Origin of the sequence: Trichocoleus sp. Lan (genome assembly GCF_039961855.1) — a bacterium.
Classification (GTDB): Bacteria; Cyanobacteriota; Cyanobacteriia; order Cyanobacteriales; family FACHB-T130; genus FACHB-T130.
This window is the reverse complement of the sequence record NZ_JAMPKA010000018.1, coordinates 48,608-68,936: the sequence shown is the minus strand read 5'-3', so window position 1 is coordinate 68,936 and position 20,329 is coordinate 48,608. Positions and strand designations below refer to the sequence as shown.

Sequence of the window (20,329 nt, the reverse complement as noted above, 5' to 3'; positions counted from 1 at the left end):
GGCTCTTGTCCAAGAGATACAAGATCGCCTATAACCTATAGCCTATCGCAAGAGAGCTTCTTTGGGATTGGCTCAGATGGCTTGAGATTCTCTCATTGTGTAGTCATCCCAAAGGCGAGCTAGGTCATGAGCCTGTTCCAGACACTCTGGGCGAATTTGATACATTCGACGAGGTCTTCCTCTCCCCTCCACTTTTTTCCAATACCCTGTGATAGCGGCTTGGTCTTCCAGAAATTTTAAGGCGCTGTATAAGACGGTATCAGAAAGCCGATAGGTAGGATATTCACTCTCTAGTCGCCCGATGAGTTCTGTTCCATAGGATTCTCCGCTCATCAAAACTGAAAGGACATAACACACCGCTAGTTCCTTGTTGAGATAAGTGGGAGGAGGGTCTTGAAAAAACTGATAAATATCCTCAAATTTCATCTGCATAATTCACTGAACTCCCAGCCAAATAAATTGGATTAGGATCGGTTTCCCCAATCTAACGATGCCTTTATTAATCAGAAAACACACCCCAAACAAGGCTGCTATCACTGGTGTATTAAGACCGCGAACGATCAAAAGCAGCGCGTGATGTCAGCTGGCAAAATGACAGAACGATACCATCAATTTTAGACACTCAATTCTGGGTTGGCCTGCCAGACTTCACGGATGATTTTGCCATCCTTATCAAATTGCACCTGGTAGGAAAGCGACAAAACAACAGGGGTTCCGTGCTTGGACTTGGCATAGATCGTGATGACTGCTTCGACAGCGCGATCGCGTTGCTGTTGTTTAACAACCTGGAAATCTTGGATTTTGTACTTTGAGAAGAATTCTTCCCAGGCTGGGTAGATGGATTTCCCCTGATAGACTTCGTCCAGAACACCATAGGAGCGCATTAAAATGGCATTGTCACTGTATTGCGTGACTGTTCGCTCCGGGTTTTCCGTAGCGATCGCTGCCCAATGTTTTTGCGCTACCGAAAGCGGTTTCGGTATCACCGTCCTTTGATAGGCTGCCAAACTACCTACCAAAGCAACTGCATAAGCGACGGAGAGTAAATGCTTCCTGAGATTTGGTTGCAGGAATTTTATCATGCTGCTTCCACTTCGAGAGGGCTGCTCTGGAAATGGCAGGCCGTCATCAAAGCCAAGTAAATTAGAAGCCTGCTCTCGAAAGAAAGACGGCTCCATTGGGTTAAAAGTTCTCCAGAGGTTAAACATCTTTGAATTTTGCTGCCCCATTGCCTCAAACTGGTGGTTAGGAAGATTACCGTATAAATTTGGGATTGCATTACTTGTTCAACAAAACGCTCTGTTTATAGATAAATCCGGAATTAAACCGATTTAAAATCAATTTATGCGAGAACAGTTCGATTCATCTCCCGTTCCTTCAGCTCTACAGCGAATCGCTGGCTCTTTTCGGATCGCTGGCTGGGCTGGCTTCTGGGTTCAGTTAGTCCTAGCCGTTGTTTCGAGCATAATTTTCTTGTTTGCCATCCCCGCTGCCCAGCCGCGTGCCAGTGGCGCTGCCGCTGCTAGCCCAGGGACAGGTGGCAGTATCTTTTTTGCAGTTTGCGGTCTTTTAGTGCTGTATTTCAGTGTTTATCAAGCTTGGCGTTACACCCGTTTGGGCATACAGCTAAAAGATTCTAATCCCAACCTCCGCCCGAAAAAGGCAGATACGATTAAAGTTTTAAGGTTTGGATTACTCGTTAGTTTAGGGGGCTTATTATTGGCAGTTCTGGGCGCAGAAGCGATTACCGGCACTCTGCTGGCAAAGTCGCTGGCTCAGGCTCAAGGTGGGGTAGCCATCTACGATCCCCAATTTATTAATCGGTTGATTCAACCTTTAGATATTTTTGTGGTGCTGGCGAATACACATACAATTACCGCTCATTTTGCCGGGATTGTTGTTTCCTTGTGGTTGTATAGTCGCATCAACCGACAGTAATGGAGGCAAAGGGTCGAATTGCGGCATCAGCAAGTAAAGAAGGCTGAGAGCGCATACAGACTCTCGGCTGTATCATCGCGATCGCGCGATCGCAGTGTATCCTGATTAATTGGCAAAAAAAGCTGGAAAAAATCTGTGCTAGACCTCAAGCAGATACGGGAAAATTCAGAAGGTGTACAAGAGCGCCTGAATCGTCGCGGGATCGGGCAATATGACATACAGCCGATTTTGCAGCGCGACCAGCAGCAACGAGAACTAGAAGCAAAGCGAAGTCAGCTCCAAGCTCGTGGGAACGAAATCGGCAAATTAGTTGGTCAAAAAATTAAATCGGGTAGCGATCCCAACGGCTCAGAAATCCAAGCATTGCGGGAAGAAGGCAACCAAATCAAAAACCAGATTGCCGAACTTGAACCCCAGGAAAGAACCCTGAAAGCCGAGTTAGAAGCGCTCTTGTTATCGTTTCCTAACTTACCCAGTGAGTCCACACCGATTGGTAAAACTGAAGAAGAGAATGTAGAAGTCCGCCGTTGGGGGGATGAATACTTACCTAAAAATTCCGAAGTTCTTCCCCACTGGGAAATCGGCGAACAACTAGGAATTCTCAACTTTGAGCGCTCTGCGAAAGTTGCACAAAGTCGTTTTGTCACACTAATTGGTGCTGGTGCTGCCTTAGAAAGAGCTTTAATTAGCTTCATGCTCGACCGGCAAATCGCGGCTGGATATGTAGAAGTCATTCCCCCCTTTCTGATCAACAGCGAATCGCTTACCGCCACAAGTCAGCTGCCCAAATTTGCCGACGAAAGCTTTAAATGCGCTCAAGATGATTTGTGGCTAGCTCCCACTGCTGAAGTGCCGGTGACGAATCTCTATCGGGATGAAATCTTAGAGGCGTCGCAGCTGCCTATCTATCACTGCGCCTATACTCCCTGTTTTCGTCGGGAAGCGGGTAGCTACGGACGAGATACGCGGGGGCTAATTCGACTGCACCAGTTTAATAAAGTCGAGTTGGTGAAACTTGTCCATCCCAATCATTCAGCCGCAGAGCATGAATCGTTGGTACAAAATGCCGAGGCAATTTTGCAGGCATTGAAGCTGCCTTATCGCGTCCTTGAGTTATGCACTGGGGATTTAGGGTTTGGGGCAGCAAAGTGCTATGACCTAGAGGTATGGCTGCCGTCTGCTGAGAAATACCGCGAGATTTCTAGCTGCTCCAATTTTAAGGATTTTCAGGCGCGGCGCGGCAGCATTCGTTTCAAAGAAGCTGGAAAAAAAGGAACCCAATTTGTCCACACGTTGAATGGTTCCGGATTAGCAATCGGGCGCACGATGGCAGCGATTCTGGAGAACTATCAACAACCCGATGGCACCATCAAGATACCAGAAGCGCTGCAACCTTACTTGGGACGAGAAGTGCTACGGCAAAAATGAAGGATGTCGGGCTTTGCCTTCCCGAAGGGTGGGCTGAAAAACGAGAGATCGATCTTCCTGACTTCGCGACTTTGGGCGGGAAAACCCCGCCCCAGCTCTCAGCTCAGCCGAATCTCAGTGCAACGATCAAAGAGAATCAGATACGTTGCGTTCAACTGCTGACTCTGGAGAAATCGCCAGGTTCGGCGAAACTGGCAACGCTTGAGTTGTTACCGTATGAACCGCATTGTTACCGTAGGATGCGCCACCGGCATTCCCTTTGAGCTGCTGCATTAAGCTTGCCATCTCTAGGGCATTCATCGCATATTCCCAGCCGTGGTTACTTTTGATGCCAGCTCTTTCCAAGGCTTGTTGCATTGTATCTACCGTCAGAATGCCAAAAATTATCGGCACACCCGTTTGAAACCCAGCATTGGCAATCCCCTTGGAGACTTCCGAGGAGACATAATCAAAATGGGGAGTTTGACCCCGAATGACTGCACCCAGGCAAATTACAGCATCATATCGGCGCGTGAGTGCCAACTGGTGAGCCACCAAAGGCACCTCAAAACTCCCAGGAACCCAAGCATAGTCCACTTGAGTGCCTTGAGGATTGACATCGATGCCGTGGCGTTTCAGACAATCTTGACACCCCTCCAATAGTTTAGTCGTCACCAAATCGTTGAAGCGACCGATGACGATCGCAAACCGTAGGGGTTGAGTCTGAGTAAACGTTCCCTCGAAAACTGCCATGATTTTAGATATAAGAAGCTTTTTGTCAGTTGTTTTGAGTCATCAGTCATTTGTCTTTAGTCCTGAGTCGGGTGCAGTGGACTGATGACCATCGAACCCTGACCGATGACTGACTCTGACTATCCTTAAACTACCAAATAGCTTAGGGCACCTGTCAGAAATACCAGAGCAATCCAAACTCCAGATCCTAAAAGAAGGAGGCGCTTAGACTGATCCCAGTTCTGAGGAGTGGCATAGGCAACTGGAACCCCAATGACCATGACGAATGATAAAAAGACTAAAGCACCTAGTACCAACTGAAATAAAATTGTCATTTTCTCTTCTCCCAAGACAGCAATGGGCTGGATAGAAATAGTTCAGCCGCAATTCTATACAGTAGTACCGTATCAAAAATCGACACTCATTGGTCATTCGTCATGGGTCATTGGTTATGGGTCATGGGCAAAGGACTAATGACTAAGGACTCATGATGATGAATGTGATTTTGTGCCATACAACAGCAGACTTTGACACCTTGGGAGCGGCGGTGGGGCTAACCCGTCTCCAGCCGGGATCTAGGGTCGTGCTGACCGGCGGTTGCCATCCAGCGGTGCGGGATTTTTTGGCGTTGCACCGAGATGAGTATGCGCTGATTGAGCGTCGTGCTGTGAACCTAGAGCAGATTCGGTCGATTGCCGTTGTGGATACTCAAAAACGCGATCGCGTGGGAAAGGCATCCCAATGGCTGGATTTGCCTGATTTATTGGAAGTTGTCGTTTACGACCATCATCCAGACGGGGAAGGAGATATCCCCGCTACCCGCACCCAAGTTGAGCCTGTCGGTGCAACCACTACTCTGATTGCCGAGCAGCTCCAGCAAGAAGGCATCCAGTTGACGCCTTCTGAGGCAACCGTGATGGCGTTGGGAATCCATGTGGATACAGGATCGTTAACTTATGAAGGGGCGACGGCAAGAGATGCGATCGCGCTGGCTTGGTTGATGGAACAAGGGGCAAGCTTGCGCTTAATTGCCGATTATGTTGAGCCAGGTTTATCCCCTCAATTGCAGGAACTGTTGACGGAAGCGTTGGACAACTTGCAAAGAGCGACAACGTGCGGCTATACCGTTTCTTGGGTGCTGCTCAAAACCCCTGACTACGTTCCAGGTTTGTCAACGCTTGCCACTCGGCTGCTCGATCTGGGCGAAAGCGATGCTTTGCTATTAGCAGCGGCGTATCCAGTAGGGGATGGAGGTGAGGAGCGATTCACGGTCATTGGGCGATCGCGTATTGAAGGCACCAATCTCAATGAATTGTTTCACCCGCTGGGTGGCGGGGGGCATTCCCAGGCGGCGTCGGTGACACTGCGCGGCGTGGATACCCAGGCAACTCTCGATCGGCTCGTCAGTCAGTTAAAAGACCAAATTCCCCAGCCACTGACAGCACGAGAACTGATGTCATCCCCAGTGCAGACGATTCGCCCGGACACGACAATTGAGCAAGCCCAGAGAATTTTATTACGTTATGGGCATTCTGGTCTTTCGGTCGTGAATTCCGAAGACCAACTGGTGGGGATTGTTTCCCGGCGGGATATCGATCTGGCATTGCATCATGGCTTTAGTCATGCGCCGGTAAAAGGCTACATGACTAACAATCTGAAGACGATTACTCCGGATACGTCCTTGCCAGAGATTGAATCGATTATGGTGACTTACGATATCGGGCGGTTGCCGGTATTGCAAGATGGGCAACTTGTCGGAATGGTGACGCGCACCGATGTTTTGCGGCAGTTGCATCAGGGAAGAGGGAATGGAGGATATGTTACAGATGACGAGAGAAAAAATCCCCTTCCCAATTCCCGATTATCAATTCCAAATGCTCATCAAACCCTAACCGATATTTTGCGCGATCGCCTTGCTCCTCCCTTGTGGGAATTCCTCACTAGAGCCTCCCAGCAGGCAGAACAACGCGGCTGGCATCTCTATTTGGTCGGCGGAGGGGTGCGGGATTTACTGCTCGCCAATCCCCATGAAACCCTGATGCTTTCAGATATTGACTTGGTAGTAGATGGCTTTCACCGCTCGGCGGATGTCGGAGCTGGGGTAGAACTAGCGAAAGCACTTCAACAAACCTATCCAAATGCTCGTCTGGAAGTTCACGGTCAATTTCAAACAGCCGCGCTACTGTGGCACAATGACCCAGTTTTAGACTCTCTGTGGGTAGATATTGCGACGGCTCGAACCGAGTTTTATCCTTACCCAGCGGCGAATCCAGAAGTCGAAGCAAGTTCGATTCGCCAAGATTTGTATCGGCGAGATTTCACTATTAACGCCTTGGCGATGCGACTGACGCCACCCCGCGCGGGTGAATTATTAGATTTCTTTGGCGGAATGCTAGATTTGCGATCGCGCCAAATCCGCGTCCTCCATGCCAATAGCTTTATCGAAGATCCGACGCGCATTTATCGCGCCGTGCGGTTTGCAGTGCGCCTGGGATTTCAGATTGAGCCACAGACGGAAGGATATATCCGCTATGCGCTAGAGAGTGGAATTTACGAGCGATCGCTCTCTGAAAATAGCAAAGCCCCAGCGCTACAAACACGGCTGAAAGCAGAACTCAAATACATCCTCCAAGCGCCCTACTGGAAACCCGCGTTGCAGTTACTTGCCGATCTGGGGGCGTTGCGGTGCCTCCATCCCACGCTAGAGTTAGATGAGCCATTATGGAAGCAGGTGCGTTTACTAGATCGGTGTCTGCGCCGATTTGATCCCCAGAAAACCCTCGATCATTGGCAGATGCGTCTAGAAATTTTAATTGCCTACCTCGCTGGCGAATATCGCGCGAAAGTGGCAATCAATCTTCAATTACCGACAGATAGTATCGAACGATTAGAGCAACTCGATCGGGATCGAGCGGATGTGGTGAAATTTTTGCCCGAATGTCACCGACCGAGTCAAATTGTCGTGTTGCTGAGACGGTACGAATTGCCTACGTTGATTTTGATTGCTGTCAAAAATTCGCGTCTGATTCGGCGGCTAATTTGGCGATATCTCACTATCTGGGCGAATATTCAACCGATATTAAACGGCAATGATTTGAAAGTACTCGGCTACAAACCGGGGCGTGAATTTAAACCCATGTTAGATCGTCTATTAGCAGCAACGCTGGATGGAGAAATCCGCGATCGCGCTGATGCTGAAAAATTTTTGGCAGAGTATTATCCACTTTGAAGCGGCTAAGAGTCAAATCCAGGAGCGGAAACACCCGCCCTAAGCAAGCCCGGTAATCAACCGCCGCTTCCCTCCCTCCTGGGACTCAAAATTTGTACCAAGACGGTAGCATAGTTGGGAAAACTGTAACAAATCTTTAATGAACTTAACGGCTGGAGCAGTCCTGAAGAACGGCAAATACGTCCTCGACGCCCCACTGGGTCAAGGTATCTTTGGGATCACCTACCGGGCGACTCATACTCAGTCGGGGAAAGCGGTCGTCATCAAAACCCTCAACGACAGTCTGCGGACTCATCCTGATTTTGAGCGGTTTGGGCAGCAATTTCTCACCCAGGCACGTCGCCTTGCTCGCTGCAAGCATCCTCACCTGGTTCGGGTTCTCGACTTGTTTGAGGAATCCCGGCGATGTTTCATCGTCATGGAGTTCATACCGGGGCAGACGCTGGCTGAATCGCTGCCAGCGGGTCAGATTTTGCCAGAAGCCCAAGCCCTTGGCTATATTCGTCAAATTGGCAGTGCCTTAACGGTGATTCACAAGGCAGGGTTACTGCACCGAGATGTCAAACCCCAAAACATCATCCGGCGTCAAGGGACTGATGATGTAGTGCTAATTGACGTTGGTTTTTGTGATGAATTTACGCCGGGAGTGACGCAAACCCAAGCCAGTTTGCTGAGTCCCGGATATGCCCCAATCGAACAATATCTTTCCCCGAAACAACTCACCCCAGCGACAGATGTCTATGCTTTAGCAGCAAGTTTGTATTGCTTGCTGACAGGTCAACCGCCGGTTCCAGCACCGCTACGCGATCGCATCCCTCTGCCAAATTTACGGGAAATTCAACCCAAACTCAGCCCGACTGCGATCGCTGCCATTTTGTGTGGCTTAGAAATCAAAGCCGAGAAGCGTCCCCAAAAAGTAGAAGATTGGCTCTCCCTGTTGCCAGCCTCCAAGGCTCCACAGGCTCCCCGCGCGACCCAAACGGCTCGTCGCCCTGTAATCCCCAAATCTCAGCCTGCCCCCCAAAAGCCGCAACCAGCCAGCAACACGAAACCGAAGATATCGCTTGCTAGCGGAGTGAACTGGAATCTTAGTCAGGATGTGAAGCGACCGGGCAAAACCCGCCCCTACAAAACTCGACTAGCCAAAGTGAGTGCTGCCCCGAAAAAACTCAAAACAGCGATAAGGGCAAACTTCCCGATTGCCTTTGCCAAACTGAAAATCTCGCTAGAGAGTTTCAAGATTCCAGAGGCGATGAATCGCGTCCCTACAAAGCTTGGCTCGTCAGCGAACCTTCCTAGCTTACAAAACTTAAAGTTTCCCAAACTGACACTAGGCAGAGGGCTGATGATGACCGCTGCGATCGCTACCTGTACGGGTGCTGGATTCGGCTTGGCAGTTCGCTTGAACGGAGCAATGGGACCGGGATCTTCTATCCTGCATACCGAACAATCCTTTCCACCCCGCGACGACTGGCCTATCTCAGACACCCCTGCTCCGGCCTCCAGCGCCAACCTGCTATCACCCCCGGCTGCTGTTGTCGCACCCGCACCCCCTTCGCCAGATACACTGCCAAAGCCTAAGCTGTAACCTAGGCTGTAGGAAGTATTGAGAGCAAGCAAGTTATAATTTGTTACGGACGCACAAATAGATTTTTTCATGACTAATCCTGTAGTTCATGCCTTTTTTGTCGGCAGAGCGGTTGCAGAAGCTCTCAATGAACAGGTAGAAAACGCCGTCACCAATGCTCTCTCAGAACTCGGCAAATTTGATGCTGAACAACGAGAGTCTTTGCGGCACTTCACCTCACGAGTGACCGAACGCTCTAACGCCCAAGCTGAAACGGTGATGCGGGGGCGAACCACTACCAGCATTGTGCCTCAAGGCACCCAAACAACAGATTTGCAAGCGACGATTGATGAACTTCGGGCAGAAGTCGCTCGCTTTCGCGCCGAATTACAACGCTATCGCAGCAGCTCAGTATAAATCCTGAGAGCGCAGCGCTCTGTTCGCGTGCTGAGGGGGAATTCAGTTAAAAGTTCAGTTGTGAGTTGTTAGTTATCCAAAACTCACGCACTCAACTGCGATCGCGCCAACTACTTGAAAAAACAGACTTAGGAATCCGAGTGTCAGCCTATCCTAATGACTCTAAACTGAAGCGATACGCGGCTAGCACGCCGAGTGCCCAGCGTGCCGCTGATAAAGCCCGTAAGGATAAGGCTTATCGGTGGAACCGCGAACGTTACTCCCATCAACGGCGCTTCGTAGATATTTGGGGGTTTGTTTTAACCTTATTGTTTAAGCTCTGGCGCTACAACAAATCTTGGAGCTATCCGGGCGGAGTTACAGAGGAAAAACAAGCCCACAGACGCAGAGCACAAGCGATTTGGATTCGAGAGACGTTCTTAGACCTAGGGCCGACTTTTATTAAAGTTGGGCAGCTGTTCTCCACCCGTGCCGATTTATTCCCTGTGGAGTATGTGGAGGAACTTTCTAAGCTGCAAGACAAAGTGCCTGCTTTTAGCTACGAACAAGCTGAGGTGTTGATTGAGAAGGACTTCAGCAAGAAAGTTTCGCAGCTTTACCGCACTTTTGACCCGATTCCCCTGGCGGCTGCTAGCTTGGGACAGGTACATAAAGCAACTCTCCACAGCGGCGAAGAAGTCGTGGTCAAGGTACAACGACCCGGACTGCGGCAGCTGTTTACGGTTGATTTGCAAATTCTTAGAGGAATTGCCCGTTTCTTTCAAAACCATCCCGACTGGGGTCGGGGTCGTGACTGGCTAGGAATCTATGAGGAGTGCAGCCGAATTCTTTGGGAAGAAATTGATTACCTGAATGAAGGCAGCAACGCCGATACGTTTCGCCGCAACTTCCGCGCCTATGATTGGGTAAAAGTGCCGCGTGTCTACTGGCGATATACGTCGCCACGGGTTGTCACTCTTGAGTACATTCCGGGCATCAAAATTAGTCACTATGAAGCGCTGGAAGCAGCAGGGCTAGATCGAAAGGAACTGGCTCATCTGGGTGCTAAAGCTTACCTGCAACAATTGCTCAACGATGGCTTCTTCCACGCCGACCCGCATCCTGGCAATATCGCAGTCAGTCCCGAAGGTGCCCTAATTTTCTATGATTTCGGCATGATGGGGCGGATTAAGTCCAACATTCGCGAGCAACTAATGGAAACGCTGTTTGGCATTGCCCAAAAAGATGGCGACCGAGTGATGCATTCGCTCGTCGAAATGGGAGCGCTGGCAGCGGTTGATGATATGGGACCCGTACGGCGATCGATTCAGTATATGCTGGATCACTTTATGGACAAGCCGTTTGAAAACCAATCGGTGAGTCAGATTAGTGAAGACCTTTATGAAATTGCTTACGACCAACCTTTTCGGTTTCCGGCGACTTTTACCTTTGTGATGCGAGCCTTCTCCACTTTAGAAGGAGTTGGAAAAGGCTTAGACCCGGAATTTAACTTTATGGAGGTTGCAAAACCCTTTGCAATGCAGCTTATGGCAGATAGTAATGGCAGTAATAGTAGTAGTAGCTTCTTGAATGAATTAGGACGGCAAGCGGCTCAAGTTAGCAGTACGGCTTTGAGTTTGCCCAGGCGGATTGAGGATACGATTGAGAAATTAGAGCAGGGCGACCTGCGAATTCGAGTGCGCTCTATTGAGAGCGATCGCATTCTTCGGCGAATGAGCAGTATTCAGTTAGGAACCAACTATACTTTGCTCATCAGTGCCTTCACTCTGTCAGCCACCATCCTCTTCGTTCAGGGTTATGTCGGGTTGGCCGTCGTGGTTGCTCTGGGGGCATCTGCCATCGCGTTTGTCCTCATTCGCTTGCTCATGCGCCTCGACCGATTTGATCGGATGTTTTGATTCGGGTAAAGTAAAGTTGCTGTTGCCAGCAGACAATATATGATTCCTCGCTCCACGGGCCTCTCTGATGCGGGACTTCTTCGTTCCGTCAACCAAGATGACTACCATATCGACCCTGATGGGCGATTTTTTATAGTTGCTGATGGCATGGGAGGACATGCAGGAGGCCAGGAGGCAAGCCAAATCGCCACTCAGGCTATCTACACCTATCTAGATGAGCATTGGCATTCCGACGAGACTTGCCCAGCGTTATTAGAAAAAGCCTTCTTGGATGCAAATCAGGCGATTTTACAAGATCAAGCGAATCATCCAGAACGCTCAGATATGGGCACGACAGGCGTTGTAGTGATGTTTCGCCAACAGCAGCCTTGGGTCGCTCATGTGGGGGACTCTCGCCTTTATCGAATGCGAGGGGCAACTCTAGAGCAAATCACTGAGGATCATACTTGGGTGGCACGGGCGATGAAAGCTGGGGAGCTGACTTCCGAACAAGCTAAAATGCACCCGTGGCGTCACGTATTGTCTCAGTGTCTGGGTCGTAAAGATTTGCGTCTGATTGAGATCCAACCGCTGGATGTGCAAGCAGGCGACAGACTGCTGCTGTGTAGCGATGGACTTACAGAAGAACTCTCGGATCAGTTGATTGCAACTCACCTCAAGGTTACTTCCTTGGAAAAGGCAGCCGACGCCCTTGTCGAGTCCGCTAAAGATAAAGGGGGCAGAGACAATATTACAGTGGTGCTGGTAGCGATTGAGGGGGCGGGTGAGAAGGAATAGCGGTGAGGTGATTCCCCGCGATCAAAAAAAACCACGCCACCATCGCCTGCGGCTCCCTGCCCCTAATCCCCGCCAATGGGGATTAGCTGTCTCATTCCGTTGAGCGCTGAATAACTCGTTCGCAGAAAGGGAATAAGATCCTGGGTTTTTCAAATTTTTCCTGAATTAAACGAAATCCCTCTAGGTTAGACAAAACGTTAAGGGAATCAGATTCACAACTGAGCGATCGCATTTTAGACTTTAGACTTTAAACAGTCCTAGTAGCAATTCTTTAGAGTCCCTTGAGACGTCTTCTTTTTCTCACGGAACGATTTCCCCCAGATATTGGCGGGTTAGCGAGTAGCGCCGGACGCATCGCCGCCGCCCTCTGCCAGTTGGGCATTGAAGTAGACGTTGTGGCGTGGAGTCGTTACTTGCAACCGGGAGAAGTCCAGAGTTCAGACGTAGCTAGCAAGGCAACTAGGCACGCCGAAAGTCAAAATTTCCAAACTATCAAACATCTCAAAGTCTATCGGGTGGGGCTATATCGCCACTGGGATATGACGATGCCCCATACGCTCAATGTCCTCGACTGGCTGCATCAGTGCCGTGGGTACGATGCTGTTTGGGGGCACTATGTCTTCCCCAGTGGGTTCTTAGCTACTTGGTTTGCAGCGACAAATGGCCTTCCCAGCACGGTAAGCGCCCGTGGGAATGATATCGATCGAGCCATGTTTCCACCGGGGGATTTTGCGCGACTGCAATGGACGCTGTTAAACACCGGGTTGATTACAGCGGTAAGTGCTGATATGGCGCGAAAGATTCAGCTACTCGCCCAGCGGGATAATGTAATGGTTTTGAAAAATGGCGTCAACGAGCGGGTATTTTCGCCCCCCATTATTGGCGCAACTCATGAATCATCCCTTCTGAGAGCATCTTTAGGCATTGCTCCTGATGAAGCGGTACTGGGATTTTCCGGAGAATTACGAGAAAAGAAAGGGCAGCAGTTTCTGCTGAATGCCTTAACAATAGTCCGCGCTCAGCGTCCTGCCTGTTTGTTAATTATCGGGGAAGTGCGGGCGTCTCAAGAAGCAGCACTACAACTGTATGCGACTCAGCATCCAGAAGACGCCAAGCGGGTGATTATTACCGGACATTTAGCGAGTCCTGCGGCGGTAGCGGGGCATCTGCGGCTGTGTGATGTCTATCTGCAACCTTCTGTATGGGAGGGGATGCCGAATGCGCTGCTAGAAGCGATCGCTTGTGGTTGTTGCTGTATTGCCAGCGATGCCGGTGGAATTCCAGAGGTGATTGAGCATGGGAAAAGTGGATTTTTGCTTCCTCGTTCCCAGTTACATCGACTGGGTGAGGCGGTGCTGGAGTGTTTAGATTTAGAGCCAAGTGCTAGGCGTCAGATTGGGATGGCAGGGCGCGATCGCATTCTCGCTGAATTTTCTCTAAAACATGAAAATCAGCGGCTTCAAACTGTTATCGATCGTTTAATTCCAAGTTCCTCATAAGCTGCCACCAAAGCATCACCGGCGTGTTTCCAAGTGTAAGCATTTTCGATCTGCTGACGGGCATTCCTCGCCAAATTTCTTGCCAATTCCGGTTCTGTTTTTAACCTCAGTAAAGCATCTTTAATTGCCTTTGCAGAACCCGGTTTCACGAGCAGAAAATGCACCCCATCCTCACCCAATTCTCTCGCTACTGGTAAATCGCTAGCAATCACCGGCGTACCTGTCGCCATTCCTTCCAAAATCTTTAAAGGACAACAACCCTGAACCAGATTTCGGTCATTGGGCGTCAACGGAGCCAAAATTACATCAGATGCATGAATTTTTTGGACGAGTTCCGCTTGCGATACAGGGTCTAAAATCGTGAGAGACTCTGCTACTCCTAGTTTTAAAGCTAGCTGTTTTAAGGCTAAGATCTGAAAGTCGCGACCTTGTCCAAGGACTGTTAATTGAGTAGGAAAATCCCGGTCAGCAAGTGCCAGTGCTTCAACAGCAAGATTAATCCCTTGCCAAGGGGAAAACGTCCCAAAATATAACACCTGAAATCGAGGCTGAGTCTTTATTGAATCATTTTCAATCTGTAGGGGTGGCGTTTCCTTGTCCTGATAGGGAAGATTTGGATACTCGGCATCCCTAAATTTTGAAGGACGATAAGTAAATATATCTAAATCAACTCCATTGGGAATGACACGGATTTTTGAGCCGGGAACCCCTCTTGTTTGGAGATAGTCTCTGGTTACGGAACTAGGCGTTAAAATTAAATCTGATGCTTCTAAACAAATTTTTTCTTGCGCCTTTAATTTGTGCAATAATTCCCGATCTTCTGCCACTGCTGGATAGCGATATTTGAGTTCAATGGATGGCAATCCATTAACTTCAAAAATTAAATACTTACATAATTTTTCTTTGCTCAGGGCAATGGGAAATCCTTCATAAATAGAACGGATATGCACTGTCTCAAACCACTGATTCTGCCACCAATTGCCCAGCATCGCGCGAAAATAAAGCACTCGATTAATTAACGTATCTCCTAGCGCAGGTAACATGGATTGGATAACATAGGGTGATTCCCTCTGATTTACTGCGTAGGCTGTCGGGGAAACTGTCACTAGCTGAATGTCGCCAAAAGCATCTGCCAAAGCTTGAGTAAAAGCAGAAATATGAATTGCGGCTCCCTTGGGCGCTGGTACGGTATCAAAAGAAACGTAAACTATTCTAGAATCGTTCATCAACTAAACTATGACTCAATTTTGCCCTAAGATTCTAACTTTTTGTAACGATAATTACCACTTCCGAGAACGTATCTGTTATCAAAGCGTTTGAGTGTGATTTTAGGTAAGCGATCGCTACCTTCCGTAATTCCCGATTCATTGATATTGAATTTTTATTACAAATGTCAATAAATTTAGAAACCTTTCGCAAATCTCTGACTTATTCGGTGACGGCTGCTGTTTCTGATATTGTCAAAGACTTAAGGGAAATGGCAACCCTAGATAGAGCCTCGGAGGCAAAGCAAACAGAGTTTGGAAGTTTAGCAACCAAATGTGTTATTGGTGCGATTACTTCAATTGTTATAGCGTTCATTTTAATGATAGTTGTAGGAGAGATGGGAGATGGGCTTCAATTATTTGGAAATATTGTAACTATTTTATTATTGTTTGTTGGATTAGGATGTACGATCGTAGCGATTTATGCAGGAATAAGGAGGAGTAAATATAGCCGATTAAATTTACCAAATCATCGCTATGCATTAACGGAAAAAATTTTGGAAATGCTGGAGCGAGATATGGATAAGGAAGCTAAGGTCAGTGTTCATTTAGATCTCAGTCCAGCCCATCAAAAATCTAAGCAGATTAAAACAGTTGCCCATCCCTCGAAATCAGGATTTAAAATAGATATTTTCCAAGATGATTGGCTAAAAATGGAAGGACAATTTTCAGATAAAACTCGTTTTGTATTAACAACTTCTGAGCTAAATCAGACCGCTTATGGATGGAAAACTTCTAGAAGCGGCAAATCAAAATACAAAACGAAATCGAAAGCCAAGGGATTAGATATCAGTGTGGATTTAACTTATCCGCAACGACGGTACGGGGCAATCAAAGTTCTGAACAATGAAGCTGTGAATGCAGTAAAAATTCCAAAACTGACTAAGGTAAAACGGATGAGAGTGACGGATAAGGGAATAAACTTAGTCGTGAAAATGCCACCTTCGATGCCTTGGAACGAAGAAACATTGTATCAAACTATCACGATGATGTTTCTCAGCCTGTATCAAGTTCTAAATTTAGCTCGGATGTTATCTAAGGCAAAGTAAGTAAAAGTAAAAACATATTTAGTTTGTTTGCAAAAATCCGGAACATTAATTATGCAAACTGTTACTAAATAAAGAAAGTATTTTGGTAGAAACTTGAACAATGAATAACATGAACAGAACATTTTTTTCCGGCTTAGCTTTGGCAGCGGTAATACTGCTAGGTTCTTGTAGTAATTCTGTTAAGCAGGCACCAGAAGTATCTACAACATCTAACCCGCAAACATCTCCGATTGCCCAGAATAATTCGTCAACGGTGGCGACTAATACAGAAAAAATCAAATTTAAACAAGAAGGAGGTGCGGAATCTTTTGCGCTGAAACCAGAGGCAGATGGGGCTAAATTGCTTGATGACAAGGACAAAGAATTAGCCCGGTTTAATGTTGATGGTGAGGGGAAAGTAAAAATCAAGAATCCTGCCGATCAAGTTTTAGGCTACGTTGTAACAAAAGAGGGTTACTGGAAGGTTGAAAATGCAGCTCAGACAAAAGAATTGTATATTTTGCGAAGACAGAATGATGGAGATTATAAGTTAGAAGATGCGGCGGATAAAGAGATTTACAGAATTAAAGCGCGAGATTATGGTTTTGAGGTTGAGTCACCGGATAAACAGTCGCTTTATAAGGTAAAAGTAAAAAATGGCAAAACTTCTTTGATAAATGCAGCCGACAAACCAGTTTTTTCTACTAAATCGCAGGTAAACCCAGCTGCGATCGCTAGTTTCGGATTCGACGTTTTAAGCAAAGAACAAAAAGCCGCTTTAGCTTACGCAGTTAATCGTTCGGGAGGGAAATAATCCTTGCAAATTCAACTGAGTTGGATAGATCCAGCCACCGGCGAAAGACGAGAGCCCATGTTAGAAACGCCTGTCGCCTTGGGTCGAGAATTTGCCTCAATGCCCCAAGAAATTGATGGTAATCGGGTTGCTAGAATTGTGTTAGCCAACGAGCAAGTGGCTGAATATCATGCTCTAATTGATGTAGCGAATGGCGAGTTAATCGTAGTCGATCAAAATAGCAGTACTGGCACCTTAATTAACAGCGTCCGGTTGCCCAGTAGTACGCTAATCGATGGCGATCGCTTGCAAATCGGCTCCTACGAAATTCAACTCAATCCCAGCAGCAGTCAGGCTACCAGTTCATCGGGGATGGCTGCAAGTGGAGAATGCGATCGCATGGTGGGATTTCTCTTCAAACGTCGCTGCGGACGCACTACAAACATTGGCTGTCCTTATTGTAGTTACCCAGATAATAACCCCTATTACTACGATTATTCCTATTACTCTGGATATGGTAACTACAATCGCGGTTATTGGGGCAGCAACTACTATGACAACCGCGATCGCTATGATTATGACCCGGAAACTGGCAATGTCGATTTCACCGAAGCAGACAATATGAGTCTAGAAGGAGAAATGGATGCCGATTTTGAGATGGATATGGGGGCAAGTTAAATTTTTAACGCAGAAGTACGCCAAGGATAACGCAGAGGTACGCTAAGAAAAAAGGATTCCTTAGCGTACTTTTGCATTTACCTTTGTATTCTTTGCGTTGAAAACTCCGAAAATGTCAACTTGGTTAATTTATGCTTTGGGAGGCGGTTGGGGACATCTTACCCGTAGCTTATCTCTCGGACGAATGGCTACCCGTTACCATAACGTCAGAATTCTTACGAATAGCCCTTATGCAACTTACTTGCGCGGGGAAGATTGCGATGTGCAAATCATTGCACCTGACGCTGGTTTTGGGGCGACTTGCGAACAAGTGCGAGATGTTTTATTGAACACCCGTTACGACTGTTTAATTGTTGATACTTTTCCTCGCGGTTTGGGTGGTGAATTGGCAGATATTTTGCCCCAGTTAAAACACATCCCCCGAATTTTAATTCACCGCGATATCAGCCCAGTTTATATTCACCGCTTCGCGTTGCGCTCTTTTGTTAAAGAAAACTTCGATGCGGTTATTGTGCCGGGAGAAGGAGAAGATTCACCGCTAGCAGATTTACCAATTGTCCATTACACCAGTCCCTGGCTAATTCGCAATGCTGAGGAACTGCCAGATAGAAAAAAGGCGCGATCTCTACTAGGTCTTGATGCATTGTGTCATAAACCTGGCGACTGTAAGTCGCAGCTACACAAACAAACCCCACCAGCGGAGGTTAGAAAAAAGATTATCCTTGTCTGTGCCGCCGGACAAGCTTCCGAATTATCTTTCTTTGGTAAGTTATCAACTCACCTAGATGCAGCGTTTCCAGAGGCAACGGTGCGTGTCTTAGCACCCGTCTGTCCAGAGGGATGTCCGCGGCAGTTCTGGGTGTCTCATTCGCCAGGAATTGAATGCCTCCCAGCTGCTGATGTCGTTGCCGGCGGCGCTGGTTATAACACAGTTCATGAATGTGCTGCGGTAGGCGTCCCGTTAGTTGCTTTTGCTTTTAAGCGACTATATGACCGTCAAAAGGTTAGGGCTTTGCGATGCGCCTACTGTGTTGAAGAGATTGAGGACGCGATCGCGACTGTGGCAATGCTGCAAAATCAGGTATCCAATCGCCCTGCGGATTATCCTAATGGTGCTGTAGAGGCAGTACGGCTAATTGAGAAACAATTTACCTGAACGCACAGATTTCCATTATAAAAATATACTATCAAAAAATCATTTGTACAAGCTGCTTTAGGTAATTTAAAGCCTAAAAAAGCCTTAGCAAAAGATTGTTAAATTCAATTCATAAGCAACCAGTTCTGCTTGTTAGACAACTGAGTATAAAGCTATTAAGTATCGCTGTATACATTTATTTGATAATTCTTAAGTTAGATGAAGTTTCTGGCAGTTGTAGCAAACTGGGTACTAAATAACCATAAACCATTAACAACCATGAAAACTAACGAAGCAACCAATCGTGGGGCTACCACTGAGCAAGGTGAAAGTAAACAGGAGCTTAATCAAAAAACCTCTAAGCAATTTCTTATCAGCACGACAATCGGAGTATTAACAATTCTCGTGGTTGCTGCAAGTTATTATTTCGGACTCATGGGATCTTAATGCTACTGAGGAAGGTGGATCAAATCACTTACACTCATTCCCATTCTGTAGGGGATGGCAGCGCCATCTCCCTACGCAAAATGGGAGGTTACTTAAATCCCCGTTCCTTATTCAATGGAAGCGCTTGTTGCTTCTCGTTCCAAGCTCAGCTTGGGAACGAGCAATTTAGCCGCAGCTTTCCAACTCGCTAAATCGGCAAAAGAGCGATCGCGATAAACTCCATATCGCTCTTGCTTATTGCGAATCCGAGTCGGCAGTTCCGGCAAAATTCCGAAATTAGGCGGCATTGGTTGAAAATGCTTTGATGACGCCGAACTAATAAATTCAAACAACGCCCCCATCATCGTCGTTCCTGGTAGCGTTAGCGGATCTTTGCCTAAAGCCAGCCGCGCCGCATTCGTCCCTGCCAGCCAGCCACCCGCCGCCGCTGCCGTATAGCCCTCAGTCCCCACCAACTGTCCCGCCGCAAGCAACGTGGCGCGTTTGTGGAATTGCAAAGAAGGTTTTAACAGTTGGGGCGCATTAATAAACGTGTTGCGGTGCATCACGCCCAGCCGCACAAACTCAGCATTTTCCAACCCTGGAATCAGCTGAAACACTCTCTTTTGTTCGCCCCAGCGCAAATTCGTCTGAAATCCTACCAGATTCCACAACTGCCCCGCCTTATCTTCTTGACGCAACTGCACCACCGCATAAGGACGTTGCGACTGATTTTCTGGAGCGCGGAAATCGCCTTTACGGGCATCAAACAATCCCACCGGCTTCAACGGGCCATAACGCATCGTATCTTCCCCCCGCTGCGCCAGTTCTTCAATCGGCAGACAAGCTTCAAAAAACTTAGCCGTTTCCCGCTCAAAGTCTTTCAGTTCCGTTTGTTCAGCCTTACAAAGTTCCTGCCTAAAGTGGAGATATTGCTCCCGATTCATTGGGCAATTGAGATAAGCCGCGTCTCCCTTGTCGTAACGAGAAGCCAAGAAAGCCACATCCCGGTTAATCGATTCTCCCACCACAATCGGGCTGGCGGCATCGAAAAAGCTCATGTATTCCATGCCCGTGAACTGCTGCAAATCTTCAGCCAGATCGGGACTGGTTAGCGGGCCACTGGTGAGGACGACAATGCCTTCTGTGGGGATTTGGCGCAATTCACCGCGTCGTAACTCAATCAGGGGATGATTCGCGAGGGTTTCTGTCAATTCGCGGCTAAATACGCCCCTATCCACCGCCAAGGCACCCCCAGCGGGAACCGCGTGTTCGTCGGCTTTACTAATAATCATTGAGCCAAGACGACGTAATTCTTCATGCAAAAGACCGGCTGCGCGATCGCTCGACATTGCCCCAAAGGAATTACTGCACACCAATTCTGCCAGGTGTTCGGAGTGATGGGCGGGGCTAAACCGTAACGGTCGCATTTCGTGCAGCACCACTGGCACACCCGCATTCGCAATTTGCCACGCCGCTTCCGTCCCCGCTAAACCACCACCTATCACCTGAATCGGCTGTTTTTCCATTGTTCTTATTC

At 47.9% G+C, this 20,329-nt stretch carries 18 protein-coding genes and 1 pseudogene; 13 read left to right on the top strand and 6 right to left on the bottom strand.

Annotated features, from left to right (window positions below):
• Nucleotides 1–72 precede the first annotated feature (72 nt).
• Nucleotides 73–426: a PadR family transcriptional regulator gene (locus NDA03_RS16945; protein WP_348238697.1), complete on the bottom strand. Its 354-nt coding sequence runs from the start codon at nucleotides 424–426 to the stop codon at nucleotides 73–75.
• A 188-nt stretch (nucleotides 427–614) separates the two neighbouring features.
• Nucleotides 615–1,208 (bottom strand): hypothetical protein, encoded by a 594-nt coding sequence (locus NDA03_RS16940; RefSeq protein ID WP_348238657.1) that lies wholly within the window; start codon nucleotides 1,206–1,208, stop codon nucleotides 615–617.
• Nucleotides 1,209–1,344: 136 nt separating this feature from the next.
• On the opposite strand from NDA03_RS16940, the gene NDA03_RS16935 reads away from it, so the two are divergent.
• Both NDA03_RS16935 and serS read left to right on the top strand, forming a co-directional pair.
• Nucleotides 1,345–1,938 carry a DUF3611 family protein gene (locus NDA03_RS16935; RefSeq protein WP_190414411.1) on the top strand — a complete coding sequence of 198 codons (594 nt, stop codon included), beginning with the start codon at nucleotides 1,345–1,347 and terminating at the stop codon, nucleotides 1,936–1,938.
• Between the two features lie 135 nt (nucleotides 1,939–2,073).
• Nucleotides 2,074–3,366: a serine--tRNA ligase gene (gene serS, locus NDA03_RS16930; protein WP_348238656.1), complete on the top strand. Its 1,293-nt coding sequence runs from the start codon at nucleotides 2,074–2,076 to the stop codon at nucleotides 3,364–3,366.
• 258 nt (nucleotides 3,367–3,624) lie between these two features.
• Here serS and ribH read toward each other — a convergent pair.
• Together ribH and psbZ are read right to left on the bottom strand one after the other, a co-directional pair.
• A pseudogene (gene ribH, locus NDA03_RS16925) lies at nucleotides 3,625–4,098 on the bottom strand (6,7-dimethyl-8-ribityllumazine synthase); the annotation flags it as partial.
• Nucleotides 4,099–4,223: 125 nt separating this feature from the next.
• The gene (psbZ, locus tag NDA03_RS16920; RefSeq protein ID WP_190414408.1) at nucleotides 4,224–4,412 is read right to left on the bottom strand and encodes a photosystem II reaction center protein PsbZ; all 189 of its coding nucleotides are present in this window, start codon (nucleotides 4,410–4,412) and stop codon (nucleotides 4,224–4,226) included.
• Between the two features lie 158 nt (nucleotides 4,413–4,570).
• Between psbZ and NDA03_RS16915 the strand changes: the two genes are divergently transcribed.
• The 6 genes from NDA03_RS16915 to NDA03_RS16890 all read left to right on the top strand — a co-directional run bounded on the left by NDA03_RS16915 (nucleotide 4,571) and on the right by NDA03_RS16890 (nucleotide 13,464).
• The gene (locus tag NDA03_RS16915) at nucleotides 4,571–7,306 is read left to right on the top strand and encodes a CBS domain-containing protein (protein WP_348238696.1); all 2,736 of its coding nucleotides are present in this window, start codon (nucleotides 4,571–4,573) and stop codon (nucleotides 7,304–7,306) included.
• Between the two features lie 139 nt (nucleotides 7,307–7,445).
• On the top strand, nucleotides 7,446–8,894 hold the full coding sequence (locus NDA03_RS16910) for a protein kinase (protein ID WP_348238655.1): 1,449 nt from the start codon (nucleotides 7,446–7,448) through the stop codon (nucleotides 8,892–8,894).
• Between the two features lie 69 nt (nucleotides 8,895–8,963).
• Complete coding sequence (locus tag NDA03_RS16905) at nucleotides 8,964–9,290, top strand: DUF6825 family protein (RefSeq protein ID WP_190414406.1); 327 nt, start codon at nucleotides 8,964–8,966, stop codon at nucleotides 9,288–9,290.
• A gap of 140 nt (nucleotides 9,291–9,430) precedes the next feature.
• Nucleotides 9,431–11,188, top strand: a complete 1,758-nt coding sequence (locus tag NDA03_RS16900) for an AarF/ABC1/UbiB kinase family protein (RefSeq protein ID WP_348232395.1) — start codon at nucleotides 9,431–9,433, stop codon at nucleotides 11,186–11,188.
• A 39-nt stretch (nucleotides 11,189–11,227) separates the two neighbouring features.
• Complete coding sequence (locus tag NDA03_RS16895; protein ID WP_348238654.1) at nucleotides 11,228–11,965, top strand: PP2C family serine/threonine-protein phosphatase; 738 nt, start codon at nucleotides 11,228–11,230, stop codon at nucleotides 11,963–11,965.
• A 281-nt stretch (nucleotides 11,966–12,246) separates the two neighbouring features.
• The gene (locus tag NDA03_RS16890) at nucleotides 12,247–13,464 is read left to right on the top strand and encodes a glycosyltransferase (protein WP_190531694.1); all 1,218 of its coding nucleotides are present in this window, start codon (nucleotides 12,247–12,249) and stop codon (nucleotides 13,462–13,464) included.
• On the opposite strand, the gene NDA03_RS16885 is transcribed toward NDA03_RS16890, so the two are convergent.
• The gene (locus NDA03_RS16885; protein ID WP_348238653.1) at nucleotides 13,425–14,690 is read right to left on the bottom strand and encodes a glycosyltransferase family 4 protein; all 1,266 of its coding nucleotides are present in this window, start codon (nucleotides 14,688–14,690) and stop codon (nucleotides 13,425–13,427) included. The genes NDA03_RS16890 and NDA03_RS16885 overlap by 40 nt on opposite strands.
• Nucleotides 14,691–14,854: 164 nt before the next feature.
• Here NDA03_RS16885 and NDA03_RS16880 point away from each other — a divergent pair, with 164 nt between their 5' ends.
• The 5 genes from NDA03_RS16880 (at nucleotide 14,855) to NDA03_RS16860 (ending at nucleotide 18,810) form a co-directional block, all read left to right on the top strand.
• Nucleotides 14,855–15,778: a hypothetical protein gene (locus tag NDA03_RS16880; RefSeq protein WP_348238652.1), complete on the top strand. Its 924-nt coding sequence runs from the start codon at nucleotides 14,855–14,857 to the stop codon at nucleotides 15,776–15,778.
• Nucleotides 15,779–15,878: 100 nt separating this feature from the next.
• Complete coding sequence (locus NDA03_RS16875; protein ID WP_348238651.1) at nucleotides 15,879–16,571, top strand: hypothetical protein; 693 nt, start codon at nucleotides 15,879–15,881, stop codon at nucleotides 16,569–16,571.
• Between the two features lie 3 nt (nucleotides 16,572–16,574).
• On the top strand, nucleotides 16,575–17,228 hold the full coding sequence (locus NDA03_RS16870) for an FHA domain-containing protein (RefSeq protein ID WP_348238650.1): 654 nt from the start codon (nucleotides 16,575–16,577) through the stop codon (nucleotides 17,226–17,228).
• Nucleotides 17,229–17,340: 112 nt separating this feature from the next.
• A complete protein-coding gene (locus NDA03_RS16865; protein WP_348238649.1) occupies nucleotides 17,341–18,384 on the top strand; it encodes a UDP-N-acetylglucosamine--LPS N-acetylglucosamine transferase in 1,044 nt (347 codons plus the stop codon).
• A gap of 258 nt (nucleotides 18,385–18,642) precedes the next feature.
• On the top strand, nucleotides 18,643–18,810 hold the full coding sequence (locus tag NDA03_RS16860) for a hypothetical protein (RefSeq protein ID WP_190414399.1): 168 nt from the start codon (nucleotides 18,643–18,645) through the stop codon (nucleotides 18,808–18,810).
• Nucleotides 18,811–18,917: 107 nt separating this feature from the next.
• Here the strand turns inward: NDA03_RS16860 and trmFO are convergent, their stop codons facing one another.
• Nucleotides 18,918–20,318 (bottom strand): FADH(2)-oxidizing methylenetetrahydrofolate--tRNA-(uracil(54)-C(5))-methyltransferase TrmFO, encoded by a 1,401-nt coding sequence (gene trmFO / locus NDA03_RS16855; protein WP_348238648.1) that lies wholly within the window; start codon nucleotides 20,316–20,318, stop codon nucleotides 18,918–18,920.
• Between the last annotated feature and the right edge of the window lie 11 nt (nucleotides 20,319–20,329).